Annotated in this window: 20 protein-coding genes; 12 read left to right on the top strand and 8 right to left on the bottom strand. The window is 40.5% G+C overall.

All coding sequences use genetic code 11. The features are described 5' to 3' along the window. The first annotated feature begins 10 nt into the window (after positions 1-10). Positions 11-577, top strand: a complete 567-nt coding sequence (locus tag ACE01U_RS11760; RefSeq protein ID WP_395579539.1) for a septal ring lytic transglycosylase RlpA family protein — start codon at positions 11-13, stop codon at positions 575-577. 644 nt (positions 578-1,221) lie between these two features. Here ACE01U_RS11760 and ACE01U_RS11755 read toward each other — a convergent pair. The 6 genes from ACE01U_RS11755 to rpsB all read right to left on the bottom strand — a co-directional run bounded on the left by ACE01U_RS11755 (position 1,222) and on the right by rpsB (position 5,551). Next, complete coding sequence (locus ACE01U_RS11755; RefSeq protein ID WP_395579537.1) at positions 1,222-1,539, bottom strand: AzlD domain-containing protein; 318 nt, start codon at positions 1,537-1,539, stop codon at positions 1,222-1,224. 2 nt (positions 1,540-1,541) lie between these two features. Next, positions 1,542-2,231, bottom strand: coding sequence for an AzlC family ABC transporter permease (locus ACE01U_RS11750; protein ID WP_171264392.1), 690 nt, complete (start codon positions 2,229-2,231; stop codon positions 1,542-1,544). A gap of 81 nt (positions 2,232-2,312) precedes the next feature. Further along, positions 2,313-3,146: an AraC family transcriptional regulator gene (locus ACE01U_RS11745; protein ID WP_395579536.1), complete on the bottom strand. Its 834-nt coding sequence runs from the start codon at positions 3,144-3,146 to the stop codon at positions 2,313-2,315. A 68-nt stretch (positions 3,147-3,214) separates the two neighbouring features. Next, on the bottom strand, positions 3,215-3,709 hold the full coding sequence (locus ACE01U_RS11740; RefSeq protein ID WP_395579535.1) for a DUF3465 domain-containing protein: 495 nt from the start codon (positions 3,707-3,709) through the stop codon (positions 3,215-3,217). Between the two features lie 77 nt (positions 3,710-3,786). Next, positions 3,787-4,662, bottom strand: a complete 876-nt coding sequence (tsf, locus tag ACE01U_RS11735) for a translation elongation factor Ts (protein WP_086207970.1) — start codon at positions 4,660-4,662, stop codon at positions 3,787-3,789. A 142-nt stretch (positions 4,663-4,804) separates the two neighbouring features. Further along, positions 4,805-5,551: a 30S ribosomal protein S2 gene (gene rpsB, locus ACE01U_RS11730; RefSeq protein WP_086207971.1), complete on the bottom strand. Its 747-nt coding sequence runs from the start codon at positions 5,549-5,551 to the stop codon at positions 4,805-4,807. A gap of 207 nt (positions 5,552-5,758) precedes the next feature. Here rpsB and map point away from each other — a divergent pair, with 207 nt between their 5' ends. The 7 genes from map to ACE01U_RS11695 all read left to right on the top strand — a co-directional run bounded on the left by map (position 5,759) and on the right by ACE01U_RS11695 (position 13,822). After that, the gene (gene map, locus ACE01U_RS11725; RefSeq protein WP_086207972.1) at positions 5,759-6,586 is read left to right on the top strand and encodes a type I methionyl aminopeptidase; all 828 of its coding nucleotides are present in this window, start codon (positions 5,759-5,761) and stop codon (positions 6,584-6,586) included. 327 nt (positions 6,587-6,913) lie between these two features. Then, positions 6,914-7,972 (top strand): OmpW/AlkL family protein, encoded by a 1,059-nt coding sequence (locus ACE01U_RS11720; protein ID WP_110974517.1) that lies wholly within the window; start codon positions 6,914-6,916, stop codon positions 7,970-7,972. A gap of 414 nt (positions 7,973-8,386) precedes the next feature. Further along, positions 8,387-9,736 carry an MFS transporter gene (locus tag ACE01U_RS11715; RefSeq protein ID WP_086207974.1) on the top strand — a complete coding sequence of 450 codons (1,350 nt, stop codon included), beginning with the start codon at positions 8,387-8,389 and terminating at the stop codon, positions 9,734-9,736. Between the two features lie 89 nt (positions 9,737-9,825). Continuing rightward, positions 9,826-11,040 (top strand): alginate export family protein, encoded by a 1,215-nt coding sequence (locus ACE01U_RS11710; protein ID WP_395579534.1) that lies wholly within the window; start codon positions 9,826-9,828, stop codon positions 11,038-11,040. A 330-nt stretch (positions 11,041-11,370) separates the two neighbouring features. Continuing rightward, positions 11,371-12,579, top strand: a complete 1,209-nt coding sequence (locus tag ACE01U_RS11705; protein ID WP_395579533.1) for an MFS transporter — start codon at positions 11,371-11,373, stop codon at positions 12,577-12,579. Then, positions 12,572-12,706, top strand: coding sequence for a hypothetical protein (locus ACE01U_RS11700; RefSeq protein ID WP_291374395.1), 135 nt, complete (start codon positions 12,572-12,574; stop codon positions 12,704-12,706). Before ACE01U_RS11705 ends, ACE01U_RS11700 begins: the two co-directional genes overlap by 8 nt. A 159-nt stretch (positions 12,707-12,865) precedes the next feature. Continuing rightward, positions 12,866-13,822: a TauD/TfdA dioxygenase family protein gene (locus ACE01U_RS11695; RefSeq protein ID WP_395579532.1), complete on the top strand. Its 957-nt coding sequence runs from the start codon at positions 12,866-12,868 to the stop codon at positions 13,820-13,822. Positions 13,823-14,246: 424 nt separating this feature from the next. Here ACE01U_RS11695 and serC read toward each other — a convergent pair whose 3' ends face one another. Beyond that, a complete protein-coding gene (gene serC, locus ACE01U_RS11690; protein ID WP_086207978.1) occupies positions 14,247-15,326 on the bottom strand; it encodes a 3-phosphoserine/phosphohydroxythreonine transaminase in 1,080 nt (359 codons plus the stop codon). Positions 15,327-15,754: 428 nt separating this feature from the next. Here serC and ACE01U_RS11685 point away from each other — a divergent pair, with 428 nt between their 5' ends. The 4 genes from ACE01U_RS11685 to ACE01U_RS11670 are packed head-to-tail and all read left to right on the top strand — an operon-like array spanning position 15,755 to position 20,573. Then, positions 15,755-17,185 carry a TolC family protein gene (locus tag ACE01U_RS11685; RefSeq protein ID WP_228267825.1) on the top strand — a complete coding sequence of 477 codons (1,431 nt, stop codon included), beginning with the start codon at positions 15,755-15,757 and terminating at the stop codon, positions 17,183-17,185. Between the two features lie 21 nt (positions 17,186-17,206). Then, complete coding sequence (locus tag ACE01U_RS11680) at positions 17,207-18,358, top strand: HlyD family secretion protein (protein WP_395579531.1); 1,152 nt, start codon at positions 17,207-17,209, stop codon at positions 18,356-18,358. After that, positions 18,358-19,488: an ABC transporter permease gene (locus ACE01U_RS11675; protein WP_086207981.1), complete on the top strand. Its 1,131-nt coding sequence runs from the start codon at positions 18,358-18,360 to the stop codon at positions 19,486-19,488. The genes ACE01U_RS11680 and ACE01U_RS11675 overlap by 1 nt, the downstream gene beginning before the upstream one ends. After that, the gene (locus tag ACE01U_RS11670) at positions 19,485-20,573 is read left to right on the top strand and encodes an ABC transporter permease (protein ID WP_151706889.1); all 1,089 of its coding nucleotides are present in this window, start codon (positions 19,485-19,487) and stop codon (positions 20,571-20,573) included. Before ACE01U_RS11675 ends, ACE01U_RS11670 begins: the two co-directional genes overlap by 4 nt. 33 nt (positions 20,574-20,606) lie before the next feature. Here the strand turns inward: ACE01U_RS11670 and ACE01U_RS11665 are convergent, their stop codons facing one another. Next, the gene (locus ACE01U_RS11665) at positions 20,607-21,050 is read right to left on the bottom strand and encodes a DUF3887 domain-containing protein (RefSeq protein WP_119063211.1); all 444 of its coding nucleotides are present in this window, start codon (positions 21,048-21,050) and stop codon (positions 20,607-20,609) included. Position 21,051 lies beyond the last annotated feature (1 nt).

Genomic DNA, 21,051 nt, shown 5'->3' with positions numbered 1-21,051 from the left:
TGCCTCGACCATCGTGCTGAGCCAATCGCAAGCAGAGATGGTTCAGTCATCATTTACCAATGATAATGATAACTCTCGTCTAGCTGCACGTGTCTTAAATAAAGATGCTCAAGGCTTCAACTCACACTTCTCAAATTTAAATAGCCTTTCAATCACTGAACGTTCAGGCGATAAAATTCGCCGCGAAACAATCGCTGCAAAAATTGAAATCCCTGAAGAAGAGCCTTCAGTGATTGAAAAGTTAAATACTGTTGCATCAAATACAGTACGTAAGTTTAGCCAAACCGGTATGGCCTCTTGGTATGGTCGTCAGTTCCATGGTCGTAAAACTGCAAGTGGTGAGACATTCGATATGAATGCATTAACTGCTGCACACCGTAGCCTGCCACTAAACTGCTATATCCGCGTAACGAATAAAACCAATGGTAAGAGCGTTGTGGTTAAAGTTAACGACCGCGGTCCTTTCCACGGTAACCGTGTACTTGATTTATCTTACGGCGCAGCAAAACAATTGGGTATTACTAATTCAGGTACTGCGAAAGTTAGCATTGAACGTATTGATGGACCAAACTCTTAAGATTCAGACCTACAACACGTATTTGACAGTAAAGCCACAGTAATGTGGCTTTTTTAATACCTAGTCTTTATACAAATAACTGCAGATGATCCTTAGCTGTTCTAGCTTGATGCTTTAACATCGCTCAAAACCATGTTTACATCGAATAAAAAAATCCAATCACTCCAGTTTTTGAGTTGGTTGTGCTCACAATCTTGGTAACTTTGTAGGTTTAGCTGAGCTAATGTGTTCTTAATTCATTTTTTGTATATTCAAAGCTATTTTTCATCCACTTTGAAGCGTGGTTTTATCTACTCTCTAATTCAGAGCTATTTAACAAATTCGCATGTGAATTCAGCTTCTTTTTTACGATATGGCAGGTGTTATAGCTCTACTGATTTTTGTATAAATAGAAGCATTTTATGCTCACAAACGCTAAAGAAAATGCTGTTCTTTCTTCAAAGTTCTCAAACAACCCCTCATTTGCTCAATTTTCAATATTTTCATATTCCCAATCAAAGCTACGTCAAATTGCTAAACAGTGTAAAAATCGCAAACAGTGCGCATTTAGAGCAATATAAATTTAAAAGCGATGAAAAAGATCAAACTCTTGCACTTTTTCATCCATTTTTCGGTATTTAATGGGTCGATTTACGCATGAATGACTAAAAATCGAATAACAGATTCAGACCATAAAAAAACCCCAAACTCAGCATAATACTGAGCAATAACTTTCTGCTCAAAAGGGTGATCAACAAGGTAAAAATTGCCCCATAAAAATAGCTATTTTGAAATATCCCTTTCCACTGTGAACCCTCAAAAAAAACCAGCGGCAAACAAATCGAAACCATGAGACAAGGCGCTGCATATTTCAGCATGCGTGTCGCAAATTTAGGCAGTCGAATTTGAGTTTTAGGCTCTAAAAATAAATACCGATTAAAAAAAGTCACACAAGTTAAGCTAAAAACAAATAACCAAGTCATCTTCAGCACTCCGAACGATCAAACATCGCAGCAACCCACATACCTGTAAAACCGGCTAACAAGATGGCTGATTTCACACCCAACCAACTCAACAGCAAAACAGAGAGTGATGATGCAATGACACCGTAAATTGCAGCTCTATTTTGGATCAGCATTACCGCCATCACCAAGAACACCACCACTATTGAAAACTCCAAATGTAGATTTGAAAGATCAGGCACTGTATTTGCAAGCAGTATGCCGACTAAACTAAACCCTACCCAACAGACATAAAAACTGAATCCTGCCCCCAACATATAAGCATAAGATGGCTTTTGTTTTAGCATCGCGGTGGCGTAGAGTTCATCGGTCAGCAAAAAACCAATACTGAGTCTCCGGCTTAATGACCATGGCTTCACATCTTCTCTTAAACTCAACGCATAAATAAAATGCTGACTAGTCAGAAAAAATACCGTCAAAATAATGCTCAGCAAAGATGCACCTGTCATCAGCATACTCAAGCTGACCAATTGAGCAGCACCAGCAAATACCAAAGCTGACATTCCCACAGCTTGCATCACACTCAATCCCGCATTAATCGCAGCTGAGCCAGCCAATATTCCCCATGGAATCACAGCAACAGACAGAGGTAGCATGTCCTGTACGCCCCGAAGAAAACTTAGACTTTGCGGTTGTATCGCTTGTTGTTGCATGAAAAACCCTATGATTTCTATCCATAGGAATTAATATGCAAGATTGAGGAAATGACTTTCTTGTATGAAATTGCTGTTATTTTAGATTTTATGTGCCATATATTGTGCTGGTGTACAGCCCAATGCCTTTTTAAAATGACGTGTGTAATGACTCTGATCGGAGAAGCCACACAGTTGTGCTACTGTCGCAATCTCACAACCTTGTTTTAGTAAAGATAATGATTTACGTAACCGAAACTGTATCAACCATGCGTGAGGTGGAAGTCCAGTAAACTTTTTAAATTGACGTAGCAAATGCCAAGGGCTCATCCCCACCACAGCCGCCAACTCAGTAAGTTGGTGCTCTTTTTCTGGTTCGGCTTCGAGTAACTCCTGAATCAGCACGACCTTACGCTGCGCTTCAGGTAAATCTTTTAATGTTTTCCTAGACTGGCTATAACGACTTAATAAATATGCTAAAGTTGAAATATACAAACTCTGCTTGAACAGTATATTTTTAGGCTGCAATAACAAATCAAACAGTAAATTCAACTGCTCTGCCAGTCCCTCATCATGCACCACAGCTTGTGGAAACCACGGCATAGTACCAGTTTCATGAAAGAAATCCTGACTAATATCTTGAATCATTTCAGGGGTCGGATAAATTGCTCGATAACACCAACCTGTTTCAACAGCAGATGAACCCGTATGCACCTCATCCGCATTGACTAAAATAATATCTCCTTGCGGTGCAATATGCTGATTTCCTGTGCGTAAAAAAGATTGCGCACCTTCATCAATCAAACCAATGCAGTAGCCTTCGTGCGTGTGTTTTGAAAACTGAGTATGTTGATAGGAGGCTTTTAACATCTCAAGACCACCAAGTTCTTGAACATGATGATAATTTACAAATTCACTGGATCTGATTTTGTGCATGAGTTAGCTTCTCCTGAACCACTCAGCATACTGTGATTCAGTAAAACGTATAGAACAAAATTGCTCTATTACTGATAGGTTTTTCCTTGATGCTTTAACCAGCCATCCACATGACGTTGCTGTGGATCACGATGCGTCCAGTGAATGACCCCACCTTTTTCAGTATATTCATATTCCCCATTAAAACTGACCGTATCCCCTTTTTGCAAACGATCAATTCTTGGAGCTAGATCAATATTATGCGCAACTAAAACTGTCATATTATTCGGCAACGCTAAAATAAACTTTTGATGACGAGAGCCATCATTGTCATCTTTCAGTACAGCCACCACTCGCCCTTGAGATTGAACTTGAACATTACTTTTTTGGTTTTGAAAGGCTTGAGCAATTTTTGTAGCATCATCAGACCCAGAGTTTTGCACTTCCCGATGTGTAGCCGATCTTTCTAGATTGGATGATGAAGTTGAAGTATTAAGCTGTTTTTCTTGAAGATCAATCCCAAAATATGCAGCAACCAAAACCACGATCACTGCACCAATACCTAGATTTGTTTTATTTGCCATGTATTTTTCCTTTATTTCGTTTTTATTGTATAAAAAAAGCCCCAATGGGGCTTTTTTTACTCAAAATAATTTTTCAATTATTTTGCAGCAGCTTGAGCAGCAGCAACTTCTTCAGCGAAAGAAAGTTCAGCTTTCTTCTCAATACCTTCACCCACTTCAAAGCGAACGAATTGAGCAACTGTAGTACCAGTTGACTTAAGCACATCAGAAACTTTTTTATCGTTGTCGATAACGTACATTTGGTTCTCAAGTACAACTTCATTTAAGTACTTTTGAACTGAACCAGTGACCATTTTCTCAACGATGTTTGCAGGCTTACCAGATTCAATTGCTTTTGCTTCAGCAATTTCTTTTTCTTTAGCAATAAGCTCAGCAGATACGTCAGCTTCTGTTACAGCCACTGGGTTGAATGCAGCAACGTGCATTGCAATACCTTTACCAGTTGCAGCATCACCTGCGTAAGATACAACAACACCGATTCTTAGACCGTGTTTGTATACTGCAAGGTTGTCGCCTTCAACGATTGTTGCACGACGAACTTGGATGTTTTCACCGATTTTTTGAACAAGAGCGATACGCGCTTCTTCTACAGTTACGCCATCTGCAAGTTTCAATTCAGCAATTTTAGCAGCATCAGTTTCACCAGCAGCTAACGCAGCAGCAGCAACTTGAGCAGAGAAACCAGCAAAGTTTTCGTCTTTAGCAACGAAGTCAGTTTGACAGTTTACTTCTAAAAGGATTGCTTTATTGCCTTCTTGAGCAATTGTGATTGCACCGTCAGCTGCAATGTTACCTGCTTTTTTAGCAGCTTTAGCTTGACCAGATTTACGAAGGTTATCAATCGCTAGCTCGATGTCACCATTCGCTTCTGTTAATGCTTTTTTACATTCCATCATTGCAAGACCAGTACGATCGCGCAATTCTTTAACCATGCTTGCTGTAACTGCAGTCATGTCAATCTCCTAAAATACGGTAGAAAATGAATTCTTTTTAGAACAGAAACGGCCCAGAGCTATCTCTTGGGCCGTCTGCATACATGACGCTTACTTTGCCACCATCACATGTCGCAAAAATGACAAGCTTACGTCAAACGCATTAAGCCTCAGAAGCAGGTGCTTCTTCGCCTTTAGCTTGTGCATTTGCTTGTGATTGAGCATATTCTTTACCAGCAAGAATCGCATCAGCCATAGCAGAAGCATAAAGAGTAACTGCACGGATCGCATCGTCGTTACCCGGAATAACGTAGTCTACGTTGTCTGGGTTAGAGTTTGTATCAACGATACCGATTACAGGAATACCAAGGTTTTTAGCTTCTTTGATTGCAATAGCTTCGTGATCAACGTCGATTACGAATAATGCGTCAGGTAAACCACCCATGTTCTTAACACCGCCTAAAGCGCGTTCAAGTTTTTCCATCTCACGAGTACGCTCTAAAGCTTCACGTTTAGTAAGCTTAGCGAAAGTACCATCTTGAGATTGAGTTTGAAGGTCTTTAAGACGGTTGATAGATTGGCGAAGTGTTTTCCAGTTCGTCAACATACCACCTAACCAACGGTGATCAACATAAGGTTGACCAGCACGTTGTGCTTGTTCACGGATGATGTTAGAAGCAGCACGTTTAGTACCAACAAACAATACTTTATTCTTTTTGCTAGCAAGGTTGTTAACAAAGTTCAAAGCATCATTTAACGCAGGAACAGTGTGCTCAAGGTTGATGATGTGAATTTTGTTACGCGCACCAAAGATGTATTGACGCATCTTTGGATTCCAGAAACGTGTTTGGTGACCGAAGTGTGCGCCTGCTTGAAGAAGGTCGCGCATGCTTACGTTGTAATCTGCCATTTTCTTTACCTTAAAGTTTGGGTTAGGCCTCCATATATCCGCATCCTCCACCCCAAAGGGCACCCAGAGAAATGTGTCGATATATGTGCGGATTTTTAAAGCCCATTCATCACTTTGACATAAATATATTCACGAAAAAGCATTTGATAAAATGGGCGGCTATTTATACCATAGTCACACACAAATTTCCAAAAGTTTTTAGAGATCATGAACAGTACTTACGAAGCACCCCGTCGACTCATCAAAAGCGCTGAAGACATCGAAAAGATGCGTGTCGCTGGACGACTGGCGGCTGAAGTCTTGGATATGATCAAGCCACATATTAAACCAGGTGTAACTACACTTGAGTTAGATACGATTTGTCACGATTATATTGTCAATAAACAAGACGCTATTCCAGCATGTTTAGGTTACGGCGCAGCGCCGGGTCGCCCTGCGTTCCAACATGTGATTTGTACTTCAGTAAACCATGTGGTCTGTCACGGCATTCCGTCAGATGCAAAAGTGTTGAAAAAAGGCGATATTTTAAATATTGATGTGACGGTTATTAAAGATGGTTTCCACGGCGATACCAACATGATGTACATCGTGGGTGGTGAAACCTCTATTCTTGCGAATCGGTTATGTAAAGTAGCACAAGAAGCGATGTACCGTGGAATAGCGACAGTGAAGCCAGGTTCGACCATTGGGGATATTGGTCATGCCATTCAACAATATGTCGAATCAGAGCGTTTTGGCGTGGTGCGTGAATACTGTGGTCACGGTATTGGGACTGTGTTCCATGACGAACCTCAAGTCTTACACTATGGTCAACCCAACTCAGGCATGATTTTAGAAGAAGGCATGACCTTTACCATTGAACCTATGGTCAATGGTGGTGACTGGAAAACCAAACTATTGGGCGATAAATGGACAGTCGTCACCAAAGATCATAGTTTGTCAGCACAATACGAGCATACCATTTTAGTGACTAAAACAGGCGCTGAAATCTTAACAGCGCGTCCTGAAGAAGATTTATCTCGTTTTCAAGCTTAAATGCTGTCATTGGCATGAAATACAATGCCGACTGTCAAAAAGACCACCACATGGTGGTCTTTTTTATGGCGGGTTAAACATTTTACTTTACATTTATTTCTTAATTTACAGCTAACTAGTTGCTGTAACACCTGAATATCCATGTTCAAACAGGATCAGTTTTCTGTAACAAAGCGTGCAACTAAGTAACACGATCACACAAATCTCATTTTGACATTCACAAATATCAAAAACACATATCCTTTAAAAACAACAGCTTTATTCTAATTGCAAGCTTAATAATACGCTCTATAAAAACGAATAGCTCATTGGACATGGAGTCCCAAAATGAAAAAAACATTGCTTTGCGTAGCAACGTCTATTGCTACCTTACCTATACTCACGCATGCAGATTCACCTTATTTTAGTCTACAAGATGGTGATGGATTTAAACGTTTCTCTGTATCTGTCGGTGCTTTACATGTTATGCCACAAGGTAAAGCCCAACCCTTCCGTGTCAATACAGCCGTTAAAGAAGGTGAGACAGCAACAGTCGGAGATGTCCAATCCCAAACGGTAAAAGACAATTTAAAAGAGGGCTTTACCCCCTCACCAGTCTTACAAGTCGCTCTGAATACTTTAGATACCATTCCAAGTGCCTTGAGTGGCACAGCCGAAATTCACGGCCTAGAAAGTTGGGATAATCCGGGTACTGGTTTAGAAGCTGATGATGTTACAACGCTTGGCATCATGACCAACTACTTCTTTACCGATAATATTTCTTTTGAAATGAAAGCTGGGATTCCACCTAAAGTTGACTTACAAGGTAAAGGGAAAATTTATGCACCTTTTTCTGCGATAGCGAAACCCTTAGGCGGAGTGTTTGGAAACCTAGAACTTGAAAATGATATTTTCATTACTGACTTAGAAGCAAATGGTCCAGCAGCATCAGCACGTGCATGGACACCTGCTTTCGAGTTCCAATATCACTTTGGTAAAACGGGGGTAAATAAATTCCGCCCCTATGTTGGTGTTGGGTTGATGTACGCTTACTTTAATGAGTTGGAAATTAACCCGCAAACAGAGAAAGATCTCATTGCAGCAGGTCATATGATTGCCAATATTAAAGAAGGTAATGCAGGCGCATCACTTGAGGGTAAAACCAGTTCAGCGGACCCTAAAGTGGAGTTGGAAGCAACCGATGCTTTTGCTCCCATTGCAACCGTTGGTTTCACTTATGACTTTAATGATAAATGGTTTGCAGTGGGTTCTGTATCTTATGCCCATCTTAAAAATGAAACGACTATTACAGTAAAAGATGCCACGCATGGCGAGTTGATTAAATCAAAAGCAGATATCGAAATTAACCCGATTCTTGCCTATGCAGGCCTAGGTTATCGCTTCTAAGCTTACATATTTGAACCTCAAATGCTCCATGAGGATTATGATGAATCATGGAGTGTTATGAAGATGCACATCATCAAATCATTTTAGAATATGCATTTTTATGATGCATTTTTATTGACCATTTTTTCATACGAATTATTTTTGATCATTAAATCACATCCACAAACTGTGATTAAGACACTCCCTTCCCCCAACGAAAATGTTTAAACATCCCACTAAAAACGCGTTCTATCGCCAATAAAGCCGATTTTTTTCATTTATTTTATGTGTTGGCATACTGTTTGCTTTTTAGACAACATGAGAAATCAACGTAGATTCCTCAACTATATAGACGGCCAAAGATGTCCGTTCTGATCGGTTTGCAAATTATCTTTTATTTGCAATCACTTTTACGTTCAGTTCAGGGGATGGCTTATGTCTTCAACAATTAATCGCGAAGCAAAAAAAGCAACACAAATAAAACTCTTTAGTTTCTCCACGCCAGCAATGCGCGCTTTCCATATGACTTGGCTCGCATTCTTTGTTTGTTTCTTCGCATGGTTTGCCTGTGCACCGCTGATGCCTGTGATTAAAGGCGAATTTAATTTAACCAAAGACCAAATCGCGAATATTAATATTGCTGCGGTTGCCATTACCATTCTAATCCGTCTTATTGTTGGTCCATTATGTGATAAATATGGCCCTAGAAAAACGTATACAGCACTTCTAATATTAGGCAGCATTCCTGTGTTTGGTGTTGCTTCTGCCAATACCTATGAATCATTTTTATTCTTCCGCTTGCTGATTGGTGCAATTGGAGCAAGTTTTGTTATTACCCAATACCATACTAGTGTGATGTTTGCACCCAACGTAGTAGGTACTGCAAATGCTGCGGCTGCTGGCTGGGGCAATGCAGGTGGAGGCGCAACTCAAGCATTAATGCCACTTATTCTGGGTGCAATCCTAATGTTTGGTGTTGAACAAGCAATGGGCTGGCGTATTGCCCTCCTTGTACCAGGGATCATGATGGTGATCGTTGGGATGCTGTATTGGAAATTTACTCAAGACTGTCCACAAGGGAACTTTAAAGAACTTCGCGCTCAAGGAATTGAAGTGGGTAGCGGTAAAAAAGGTGGAACAGCAATTTTACTTCAAGCTGCTCGTAACTACCGTGTATGGATCCTATTTGTATCGTATGGAGCATGTTTCGGTATTGAGATTTTCATCCACAATATTGCAGCAATGTACTATACCGATCACTTTAACATGGGCTTAAAAGAAGCAGGCTTAGCTGCTGGTATCTTTGGTTTACTTGCATTATTTGCACGCGCTTTAGGGGGTATCGTATCTGACAAAGTTGCTATCTCTAAAGGCCTAGATGGTCGCACTAAAGTACTATTCTTATTGGTTTTACTTGAAGGCTTATTCTTAATCGTATTCTCACAGATGAATACAGCAATGCTTGCCATTATTAGCATGACCGTTTTCGCCCTGTTTACCCACATGGCATGTGGTGCAACCTACGCTCTGGTTCCTTTCATTGATCGTGATGCTCTAGGTGGTGTAGCAGGCATTATTGGTGCTGGTGGTAACGTGGGTGCTGTTGCTGCAGGCTTCTTACTTAAAGGTGTATTAGATGTTCAGACTTGCCTGTTTATTTTAGGTGGTTTGGTCACTGTCGCTGCATTTAGCGTAATTCTAATTCGCTTCTCAGTTGAACATAAAGCAAAAGAAAAACAATTATTTGAACAAGCTGTCTTAGAGCGCAACAGCCTCGCCTCTTAAACTTTCATGCCTTTTCTAGGGTGATGGTGAAGACACACCATCCCCCTAACTTTCTAAACTTATCTTTAAAAAAAATCAGGGGAATTTCTATGAAATTACGTACTCTCTCTGCGCTTTCACTTGCCTGCATTTCAGCAACGACATCCTATGCAGCCGATAACTTTTTATCACAAACCAAGTTTTCACTAGACACGCGCTTACGCTATGAAATGGTAGATCAAGATAATAAACTTGATAACGCAGAAGCTTTTACTCTCCGCATTCGTCCTGCACTACAAACAGGCAGTTGGCATGGATTAAGCGGCTTTGTGCAAGGTGAAGGAACACTTGAACTTAATGATCATTTTAACAGTACACGTAATGCTGAAACAGGTTATAGCAGTGTACCTGACCCTGAAAACCTACAATTAAATCAGCTTTATTTAAAGTACGTTTATAGTCCTAAGGCCGATTTAACGGTTGGTCGTCAAGTAATTAATCTAGATAATCAACGTTTTGTGGGTTCTGTTGCATGGCGTCAAAACGACCAAACTTTCGATGCAGTCAGTTTAAATATTAAGCCAACACAACAGTTGGGCTTGTATTATGCATACATAGATCAGGTCAATACCATTTTTGGAAGTGAAGAGCCAAAGCCCAAATATGTAGTCGCTCAAGATGGCGAACAAGACAGTGAAATTCACTTAATTCAAGCTAAATTTAATTACAATCCACTATTGAATGCTACAGCTTATGGTTATTTCATGGATTTTGAAGACCTACCAGCGTGGTCAAATCAAACCTATGGTCTACGTTTAACAGGCAAAAATAAAAATTTACGTTATGTGGCTGAATATGCCAAACAATCTGAATATGCTGACCAACCAACATCTTATGATGCAGACTATTATACCTTCGAACTTGGCTATAACGTAGGTGCAGCTAAACCATTAGGTGAAATTGCAATTGGCTACGAAGTCCTCGGAAGTGATGACGGAAAAATTGGCTTTCAAACCCCTTTAGCAACGAAACATAAATTTAATGGTTGGTCAGATGTTTTTCTTAATACACCTGCAAATGGTCTAACTGATTTGTACCTCAGCTCAAACCTTAATATTTTAAAGCAAGGCAAGCTAGGTACGGAATATCACCATTATCGTAGCGATGAAAAAAATATGGATTATGGACAAGAGTTTGCTGTGTCATTTACCCACCCTCTTCCACTCAAAGGTTTGTCCGCACTCGGCAAATTTTCAAGCTATCAAGCTGAAGACTATGGCGTAAATACCGATAAATTCTGGTTACAACTCGATTATAAATACTAATTTCATCTGAATATCGAGTTCTCATTCAATTTAATCCTTTGCCTACTTTTGTTTAGCCCAAAGTAGGCAAAGTCTCTGTTTAAACATGCACTACACATCTCATTTTCCTTTCGATGCACCACAGTTCTGTCTGGCTCAGTTTACAAATGAGATATGTAAGCATCTTTTCCCTTTGGAAGTAGGCTAATTGATACATTCAGGTCTGGGCAACTTCTGCCTAATGACCCAAATTTTTTATAACACTTTTCAAATAATTCATTCAAATATCGAATTACTTCGATATATTACGTACAATAGCGACTATTCTTATCTTCATTGCGCATCTAACGTATGTCTCAGAGTCAATTTTCCAAACCTTTGATTTATATGCTCATTGGCAGTGCCATGATTTTGGCACTTTCACTCGGTGTTCGGCATGGTTTTGGACTCTACCTTGTTCCTATGAGCAATGAATTTGGTTGGGGACATAATGTTTTTAGTTTGGCTATTGCCATGCAAAACCTGATTTGGGGCGCTGCACAACCCTTTACAGGAGCCTTAGCTGATAAGTACGGGTCTAAAATTGTCGTAGCTATTGGTGGTGTTCTGTATACCATCGGATTACTCCTGATGGCGATCAGCTCCACAGGTTGGCTACTCAACCTAAGTGTCGGCCTTATTTTAGGTTTAGCATTATCTGCCACCTCTTTTTCGGTACTCTTGTCTGCGGTGGGGCGTGCTGCACCACCTGAAAAACGTAGCCTTGCTATGGGGATTGCCAGTGCAGCAGGTTCGTTTGGTCAGTTCATTATGCTGCCCTCCACTCTGCTTCTACTACAAGACTATGGCTGGTCGGTGGCATTGGTCGTGAGTGCCATTTTGATCGCATTTATTGTGCCCTTAGCCTGGATGCTCAAAGCCCCTGCTTTTGTTGTAGCCAATGCACCAACCAACCAAGTTCAACTCAGCTTTAAAGATATCCTCATCATTGCTAAAAACCATAAACCGTTTTGGTTTTTAGCACTCGGTTTTTTAGTATGTGGTTTCCAAGTTGTGTTTATTGGTATCCATTTACCTGGGTATTTGATTGATCATGGTTTTAATGCCACCACAGGAACAGTGTTCTTGGCATTGGTCGGTTTATTCAATATTGTCGGCACATATACCGCAGGTTGGCTAGGCGGTAAATATTCCAAACCGAAGTTACTCATGGGTTTATATGGGCTCCGTGGCATTGCGATTATTGCCTTCTTGTTGCTACCGCTGAGCACACTCACCATCTATAGCTTTGGCGTCGTGATGGGTTTATTATGGTTATCTACCGTACCTTTAACTAACGGTATTGTGGCCAATATGTTTGGCATTAAGTACCTGAGCATGTTGAGTGGTATTGTGTTCTTTACCCATCAAGTCGGTTCATTTTTCGGTGGCTGGCTAGGTGGTGTGAATCATGACGTTACAGGTAATTATGACTTGATTTGGTTGTTCTCTATCGCCCTGAGTGTATTGGGTGTACTGGTACATTTCTTTGTCGATGAAAAGGCGGTTGTCCATGACTAATTCATTTTTATGGCTGAAGTGTAGTATTGGTCTTTCAATGGTTGCACTATTCGGCTTATCCATTGCTCTTTGGCTAAATACGCCAGACCTGTTTGAGTATTTTAATCAGGCATTTTGCGCACATTAAATCTGCACATTTTGAACTACATATTTCGTTTTAAATAAAAAGTAAAATAATCATTGCTTTAGCATTTTTCTCATAAGCTTAGAATTTCTTTTAATTTTAAGCTTGTACATATATTGACTACATTTTCTCTAGACCCCATATCTAGAGAAAATAATCAACATGACCATATTAACCCAACTTTCACAAGCAATTCATGATGCCCCACGTTGGCATCAACCTGAACAATTTCAAAACCCAGAAGAAATACACATTATCCCACTTGCGAAAGAAGCCTTAGGCGCGGTGGTTTTGGGTTTAGATGCCCGTAAAGCCCAAGCTGGAGAAACCATCTATCGCTTAAAACAAGCTTTGGCTGAACACCTGATTTTAATTTTTAAAAACCAAACTCTGGATGATCTACAATATTTAGCCTTTGCCAGTTATTTTGGCTCTATTTTTCGCCCAAGTGCAGACAATCCGGTACTCGCCAGCCAGTCCGACACAGGCGTCCCACCCGATGTGGTTCCTGTCTCTAATGCAGTTGGGCAAGGCGACTACACAGGTCACGGCGAACTCACACCACATGCCGATCATCAATGGACGCCTCTTCCCTCTTTTGGCTCTCTGCTCTATGCTCTTGAGCTTCCTCAAGATGGCGGACAAACATCGTGGTTCAATACCATCAAAGCCTATGATGCACTATCGAATGATATCAAAAAGCAGATCGACCAGCTACAGTTGATTACCTATAACCCATTCGTCCGTGCGCAGAGCAATACAGGCAATTCAGGTTATGCAGACTCACCTTATTATCGTTTTAAAGATCAACCGATTTTAGGGCATGCCTATCCACAGCCTTTAGTCCGCACACATCCAGAATCTGGGCGAAAAGCACTTTGGTTAAATACGCGTTCGGAAGTTGAATTGGTCAATGTCGATGATACGACAGGCAGTGAATTGATTGCTGAACTTCGTGCGCACATATTGAAACCAGAGTTTCGTTATGAGCATCATTGGGAAACAGGTGATATTGTTTTTTGGGATAATCAAGTGACTTTGCACTCACGCCGCCCCTTTCCCGTCGATCAACGTCGCTTACTGAAACGGATTAGTCTTGCTGGTGGACGTCCGTACTAGGCAATACCTAAAATGAATCATTCATTGGCATGACACTAAAATGTAACGATTCTTTTAGATAATGTGTGAAAAAACCAATAAAAAAAGCCCATCAAACGATGTACGGCTGATCAGTAAATGCATTTACTGTTGGGCTATTCTCAACGGAGTCTTACTGTTCTAAATCAATTTTTGGAGTTCGTTCTGTTCTTTTGTTTAGCCAAATGAGAGGCGAAGCTTCGCAAGGAAAACATTTGTCATCCGCAAAACCTGTTCACTTGCGTCGTTTGAACAACTTTTGTTAAAAAAAAACAGCCCAAGCTAAAAGTTAGACAGGTTGCGGATGACGCTTCCGCGTATCTGATAAAGTCTAAAAGAAAATGCCAGTCAGTTTCTGAACTGACTGGCATTACAACTTTTAAGTTGGCTTTAATGGCTCTATGGCTTAAGCATTGCGTTTCGCAAAGTCATCCATAAAGTTCACAAGTGCTTGAACGCCTTCTAATGGAACCGCGTTATAAATACTTGCGCGCATCCCACCAACTGAGCGGTGACCTGCAAGATTCAACAAATGGTTTTCTTCAGCTTCTTTAAGGAATAACTTCTCTAGATCAGGATTTGCCAAAGTAAATGGTACATTCATAATCGAACGGTTTTGCACAGCAATTGGATTTGCATAGAAATCGCTTGAGTCAATATAACCATACAGCAGATTTGCTTTTGCAAGGTTCACTTTATGAATTGCTTCGACACCACCTTGTTCAAGCAACCACTCAAACACCAAACCAGATAAATACCATGCATAAGTTGATGGTGTATTCACCATTGAATCATTCTTCGCTTGTGAAGAATATTTCAAAATACTTGGAATTTCAGGTTTAGCTTGATCTAGCAGATCTTCACGAACAATCACTAAGGTTAAACCCGCAGGGCCAATGTTCTTCTGCGCACCTGCATAAATCATCCCAAATTGAGTAACATCAACTGGTGCAGACAAAATACTTGAAGAGAAATCTGAAACCAGTGGAGCATTAGCTTTTGGAACACTCGCAAACTGAAGACCGCCAATGGTTTCATTGTCTACATAGTGCACATAAGCCGCATCTTGGGACAAATTCCAAGTGCTTGCGTCTGCAATCGCTAGTTTTCCATCAATCTGCGTGCCCGCTTCAACGACATTGATATCACCATAGCGCTGCGCTTCTTTTAACGCTTTTTCAGACCAAATTCCCGTATGAATATAATCCGCTTTGCTGTTTTTACCCAACAAGTTTAAAGGAATCGCAGAAAACTGAAGTGATGCTCCCCCTTGAAGGAACAATACCTTGTAATTTTCTGGAATGTTCATGAGTTTGCGTAAGTCTGCCTCTGCTTTTTCCGCAACTGCAACATAGTCTTTACTACGGTGACTCATTTCCATGATGGAAAGACCCTTGCCTTGCCAATCAAGAATTTCAGCTTGAGCTTTTTCTAAAACGGCAGTAGGTAATGCAGCAGGACCAGCACAGAAGTTGTACGCGCGCATGATTTTTCCTTTCAAAGTGAAACACAATAAAATGATGGCATTTAACCACAGATAGGCGGGGCTTGCAGTAAATTCAACGGAAAAATTTCAATGTTGTCTCACCTTTACAGTCAAAAATTCAATCAAGATCAACACTCCAATTTTAACGAACCATAAGCCACATCCCCTACAGAAAGGTATCAGCCATTTATCTACGCCAAGGCAAATGCATTTATTTTGTGTAAAAATATCGCTAATCTATTGATATACATTTGCAAATTAAACAATTCAATAACTGAGTCAACATTCAGCATAACTAGATTATGCGTATAATGTGCAAAACATAGAAAAGAGTCGTGTCCATGCCACAAAGACTATCCAACATGCTTAACACACCGACCAACAAATTCTCATTGCGTATATCACTGCCATCAATCTTATCATTCAGCATGTTAGCTTTTAGTTTTGGCACTAACTCTACTGCTTTTGCAGCGTCCATCAGCTACCAGCAAGCTGAACAAAATGTGTTACAAGATTCTTATAGCACACAAGCCACTCAAGCCTTGCAGCAAGCGTCAAAACTTGAAGCTGAAGCAGTAAAAGGCTTGGGGTTACCTCGTGTCGATCTGAACGTACGTGCTTATGCCTTTCATAATGAGCTTGATATACCGCTTGGAGCACTCAAAAATAATTTAGAACAAACACTGTCTGATGGTGTAGCCACACAAATTGATCAATGGCAAAATTCAAACCCTAATTTAGGCGATTTAAGCGGTCTACAACAAGGTATTGATCAGACCATCCATCAAGGCGTAGGACTGATTCCAGACAGTTCACAGGTCACTTTAGAAGATCAAGTCATTCGCCCGAGCATTTCAGCAATGATGCCACTTTATACAGGTGGATTAACCTCAAGTGCAAAACAAGTCGCCAACATTAAGGCCAAACGTAGCGAACTCAATACAAAACAACAGCAAGACCTACAACGCTTTGAATTGATTCAAGCCTATTTCAATGTTCAACTGCAACAGCAACTATTGAGCTCTAGTCAATATAATTTGCTGTCCATGCAAAAACATTACAACAATGCACTCAAGCTTGAACAACAAGGTTTTATCAGTAAAGGGCAACGCATGCAGTTTGAAGTGGCAAAAAACAATGCCCAGCGGAGTGAACAAGCGAGCCAATCCAATTTAAAAGCCAGTTTATTTCAACTGAATAATCTCTTACAAAGCAGCCAAATTACAGAATTAACCACACCATTGTTCATTAACAGTACACAAAATCAAGATTTGAATGCACTACTCAAATCGTATACAGATCACTCTGCTTTAGTACAGAAAATGCAAATGGATACACAACTGGCTCAAGCCAATGTTAAGGTACAAAATGCCGCCAAAAAACCGCATATTTTTGCCTTCGGTGAATATAGTTTAGATGATAAAAACAACTGGATTATTGGTTTAGCCGCACAGTACAATCTGTTCTCAGGCATTGATAAAAATAAAAATGTCCAAGCAGCAGAGTTACAACGCTATGCTTCTGAATTGATGACAGCACGAACCAAGCAAGAAATTGAAAATGTAATTTATAAATCGTATAGCGAAGCCACCACAGCGCAGCAAAGTGATCAGCTATTGCAGCAAAATATAAAAGCAGCGCAAGAAAATTTACGTATACAAGAACTGTCCTTTAAAGAAGATATGGGTACCGCCACTCAGGTGATTGATGCACAAAACATGCTGAGTGCTCTAAAAGCAGAAACTGCACTCAATGCCTATAAATATGTCATGTCACTGGCAACATTATTACAGAGCCACGGTTCGATTGATCAATTTCAAACCTATCTTCTACAACCCAATACACGATTTATTCGTTAATTCTTTGATGAGAGCCATTTAATGAATCAAGATCAAAATCAGCCCGATCCACAAAAATCTGAAACAGTAGAAGATCAAATAGCGCCCTCACAAGATGAGTTAACAACAGAGCAACGAGAAGACCAAGCCCAGACTAAAATAAATCAGGATAATTCATCATCAGATACGACCGACACAAATCAAAAGTCAAAAAGAATTAAAGTCCTCGGCACAGTAGCACTCATCCTAGTTTTGGGCGTAATTGCTTTTGGTCTTTGGAAAGCCTATCAACAACCTAAAACTGTTGATATTCAAGGCCGTGTCGAAGCTGAAACGCTTCATATAAGTACCAAAGTACCAAGCCGAATCGAAGAAATTTATGTGCATGATGGACAAAAGGTCACTAAAAACCAAGAACTCGTTCGACTGTACAGCCCAGAAGTTGATGCAAAAAAACAACAAGCTCTTGCCAGTTTACAAGCCGCTTTAGCACTACAATCCACCGCTGACCGTGGTTCTCAGGAAGAAAATATTGCCAGTTTGTATGCCAACTGGCAAGCACTCAAAGCACAGCAAAACTTAGCGCAAACCACCTATCAACGTGGGGCTAACTTATACCAACAAGGTGTTATTTCACGCCAACGTCGTGATGAAATGCATGCTGCTGCTCAGTCCGCGACTCAAATGACAGAAGCGGCATATCAACAATATGAACGTGCACAGCGTGGCAGTACACCACAACAGAAAAGCTCAGCCGATGCACAAGTTCAAATTGCAAAAGCAGCAGTTGCAGAAGCGAATGCGCTTGAAGCCGAAACCAAACTACTCTCGCCAATTAATGGCACCGTATCTAAAACTTATGGTAAGCCCTCCGAGCTAGTAGCAATGGGTGTGCCGATTGTGAGTATTATTCAAGATCGCGAGCTTTGGGTGTCACTCAACGTTCGTGAAGACCAATATGCCAACATTTACCAAGCAAAACAAATTCAAGGCTTTATTCCAGCCTTAAACCTAAACGCCAACTTTGATATTAAAAGTATTGATGCCGAAGGTGAATTTGCAACCATTAAAACCACCCGTCAAACAGGGGGCTACGACATTCGCAGTTTTAAACTTCATTTAGCCCCTGCCCAAGACATTCCTGACTTAAAAGTCGGCATGAGTGTGCTGTTTAAAGTCAAAGAGAGCAAATAATGCTAATTGGGCTACTGCGGGAACTGAATTATTTACTTAAACATAAGTGGGATTTATGTTTAGTTACGCTTGCCCCACTGTTTATTATCGTGTTGTTTTCCAGCATGTTTGCCCAAGGCAAGCCTGAACATTTGCCTATTGCAATTATTGACCAAGACCAAAGTGAGCTAAGCCAAAATATACAACGCTACTTAAGACTCAACCATACCTTAGATGTAGTCATCATCAGCGATCAAAACACAGAAGTCGAAAAGTTACTGAACCAAACCAAAATTTGGGGCTATGTCAGTATCCCCAATGGTGCCGAACAACGTTTTGTGCAAGCTAAAGATGCTGAAATCAGCATCGCCTATAACCAAAGTTACTTTAGTGTAGGTAACACCATTTCATCAGCCATGTTAGTCAGCACAGTTGAAGCCATGGCAGACTATGCTGGTGAAAGTTATTTAGAAAATATCACTCCTTACCTAGATATACCGACACCCCACGTTAAAGTCTCGACCTTATATAACCCAAACTTGAGTTATGAGTTCTATTTAGAACCCTTTATGATTCCTGCGATTTTGCATTTACTGCTCTGTTGCTGTGTCGCATTCTCAGTTGGTCAGGAATTTAAGTTCCAGACAGCACAAAATTGGCTAAACAAACAATCGGCTTTTACAGCTATTCTTTCTAAAAACCTGACCTATGTACTCATTTTTAGTCTTTGGACATGGGCTTGGATGTTTTGGTTAATCGAAATTCGTGGTTGGTTTGTTGCAGGTCAACTTTGGTTGATCATGCTGGCACAGCTTTTATTTTATAGTGCCTATGCCTTAATCAGTAGCAGCATTGTTTTAGCCACCAATAATTTATCTAAAACCTTTGGTTTAATTGCGGTCTATGGAGGCTCATCACTCAGTTTTGCAGGAGTGACCCTCCCCTTAAATAACGCTCCACTGTTTACCAAATTCTGGGCCAATATTATCCCTTATACACCCTATGCCAAACTACAAACCGAACAATGGGTCATTGGTAGCCCAATCAGCTCATCGCTGTTGCCTTTATTCATTCTGATCCTTTATGTGGTCTTTTACGCTGTGACCTCTGTCCTACTGCTCAAAAAACGGATCAAAGGAGTAGCGTCATGAAGTTGTTTTTGCACTATTACCTCAAGACATTTAAAGACATCATTGCCAATCAGTCGATTCTAACCACTCTCATCCTCTCGGTGATTTTTTATAGTGTTTTCTATCCAACTGCCTACAAAGCACAACAAGCAGAAGCTTTGCCCATTATAATTGTGGATGAAGAGCAAAGTATTGTGACAAATAACATTATTCAACAGGTTTCGCTCAGTCCAAATGTTGAAGTTAAAGCTGTCACAGGCAATTTCCTTGAAGCTGAGAACATGATTAAACAGCAGCAAGCCGATGGCATTTTGCTTTTACCTGAGAATCTTTCCAATAGTCTTCGGCATGGAGAAGTCGGTGGAATTGGACTATATCTCAGTGCAGCAAATTTTTTAAAAACCAAGCAAATTGGATTAGGGCTCGCGACCTCAATTGAAAATGCTGTACGCGAGCATGTGGAAAAATTTGGTAATATCGCGCACTTCTCACCCGCTATTTCTATTCATCAAACACCGCTGTTTAACACCATGTCGGGCTACGGCAGCTATATTTTTCCAGCGATAGCCCCGTTGATTATTCATCAAACCATCGTGCTTGGTTTAGGCATGTTATTGGCTGGATATCGCGAACAAAAATGGCGACCAACGACAACTGAGTTTTTTGCTATTTTTTCAGCCATTTTGACCATTGGTATGCTCGGTTGTTTATATCTATTCGGTTTTGTTTACTGGATCAATGACTACCCACATGGAGGGAATTTTAGCGGCATGCTACTGGCTGTACCGATTTTTATAGGCTGTATCGTGGCTTTAGGCATGTTGATTTCAACATTTTTCGATATGCCTGAGCGTGCAGGACATGTCATTGTATTTACGTCTATTCCGCTATTTCTACTCTCAGGTACAGCATGGCCACATGCTGCAATGCCAACATGGATACAATATTTAGGTCACATTTTACCTTCCACCCAAGGGATTCAAATGTTTATCCAACTCAACCAAATGGGTGTACCAACTGCTCTTGTCCTCCCCAAACTCCTATACCTATTTGTGTTTGGTCTGGTATGTTCAGGTCTTGCCTATTGGCGTCTAAGACACCGCTAAACACCGATGCCTCAAATACTCTAGTCTCAGTTGTTAATCCGTTGAAGCCCCATAAAGTTTCACATCAAAACTACGAATTTTTGTACTTCCGCCTGCTTTGTCAAAACCAACATCATACTGAACTAGGTTTTTATTGCTATAAGCATATTCATACGTTACAGCATATAAGCTCGGTTTTTCTGTGGATTTCTCAATGTGTTTCGATACAATTTTTTGAGTCGTAATAGCTTGTTTAGGAATGGTTTTTGCGAACTTACGCATGTCTTTTTCATGAGTTTTAAATTCACGCTGTAACTCTGGCTCAAAATAAGTATAGAGCTGTGGAAAATCACCTCGAGTAAAAGCTTGATAGGCGTCTTGAGCCACTTTTTCCTGTACAGGACTCGGATTTGGAATTGAGTCTAATGCTTTTTGTCCCAATTTATCACAAGCTGTTAAAGCCAATGCACAGCCTAGTATCAATAATTTTAGCTTCATA

Origin of the sequence: Acinetobacter halobius (genome assembly GCF_044130335.1) — a bacterium.
Taxonomy (GTDB): Bacteria; Pseudomonadota; Gammaproteobacteria; order Pseudomonadales; family Moraxellaceae; genus Acinetobacter.
The sequence above is the reverse complement of the archived record's forward strand: the minus strand, read 5'-3'. Positions and strand labels throughout refer to the sequence as shown.

What these genes read in the sequence shown, in the direction of transcription:
- map (WP_086207972.1), top strand. Translation starts at nt 5,759, where the DNA reads ATGAACAGTACTTACGAAGCACCCCGTCGACTCATCAAAAGCGCTGAA.
- ACE01U_RS11700 (WP_291374395.1), top strand. Translation starts at nt 12,572, where the DNA reads ATGACTAATTCATTTTTATGGCTGAAGTGTAGTATTGGTCTTTCAATG.
- ACE01U_RS11750 (WP_171264392.1), bottom strand. Translation starts at nt 2,231, where the DNA reads ATGCAACAACAAGCGATACAACCGCAAAGTCTAAGTTTTCTTCGGGGC.
- ACE01U_RS11720 (WP_110974517.1), top strand. Translation starts at nt 6,914, where the DNA reads ATGAAAAAAACATTGCTTTGCGTAGCAACGTCTATTGCTACCTTACCT.
- ACE01U_RS11745 (WP_395579536.1), bottom strand. Translation starts at nt 3,146, where the DNA reads ATGCACAAAATCAGATCCAGTGAATTTGTAAATTATCATCATGTTCAA.
- ACE01U_RS11675 (WP_086207981.1), top strand. Translation starts at nt 18,358, where the DNA reads ATGCTAATTGGGCTACTGCGGGAACTGAATTATTTACTTAAACATAAG.
- ACE01U_RS11695 (WP_395579532.1), top strand. Translation starts at nt 12,866, where the DNA reads ATGACCATATTAACCCAACTTTCACAAGCAATTCATGATGCCCCACGT.
- ACE01U_RS11665 (WP_119063211.1), bottom strand. Translation starts at nt 21,050, where the DNA reads ATGAAGCTAAAATTATTGATACTAGGCTGTGCATTGGCTTTAACAGCT.
- ACE01U_RS11755 (WP_395579537.1), bottom strand. Translation starts at nt 1,539, where the DNA reads ATGACTTGGTTATTTGTTTTTAGCTTAACTTGTGTGACTTTTTTTAAT.
- ACE01U_RS11670 (WP_151706889.1), top strand. Translation starts at nt 19,485, where the DNA reads ATGAAGTTGTTTTTGCACTATTACCTCAAGACATTTAAAGACATCATT.
- ACE01U_RS11685 (WP_228267825.1), top strand. Translation starts at nt 15,755, where the DNA reads ATGTTAGCTTTTAGTTTTGGCACTAACTCTACTGCTTTTGCAGCGTCC.
- serC (WP_086207978.1), bottom strand. Translation starts at nt 15,326, where the DNA reads ATGCGCGCGTACAACTTCTGTGCTGGTCCTGCTGCATTACCTACTGCC.
- ACE01U_RS11710 (WP_395579534.1), top strand. Translation starts at nt 9,826, where the DNA reads ATGAAATTACGTACTCTCTCTGCGCTTTCACTTGCCTGCATTTCAGCA.
- ACE01U_RS11705 (WP_395579533.1), top strand. Translation starts at nt 11,371, where the DNA reads ATGTCTCAGAGTCAATTTTCCAAACCTTTGATTTATATGCTCATTGGC.
- ACE01U_RS11740 (WP_395579535.1), bottom strand. Translation starts at nt 3,709, where the DNA reads ATGGCAAATAAAACAAATCTAGGTATTGGTGCAGTGATCGTGGTTTTG.
- rpsB (WP_086207971.1), bottom strand. Translation starts at nt 5,551, where the DNA reads ATGGCAGATTACAACGTAAGCATGCGCGACCTTCTTCAAGCAGGCGCA.
- ACE01U_RS11680 (WP_395579531.1), top strand. Translation starts at nt 17,207, where the DNA reads ATGAATCAAGATCAAAATCAGCCCGATCCACAAAAATCTGAAACAGTA.
- ACE01U_RS11715 (WP_086207974.1), top strand. Translation starts at nt 8,387, where the DNA reads ATGTCTTCAACAATTAATCGCGAAGCAAAAAAAGCAACACAAATAAAA.
- tsf (WP_086207970.1), bottom strand. Translation starts at nt 4,662, where the DNA reads ATGACTGCAGTTACAGCAAGCATGGTTAAAGAATTGCGCGATCGTACT.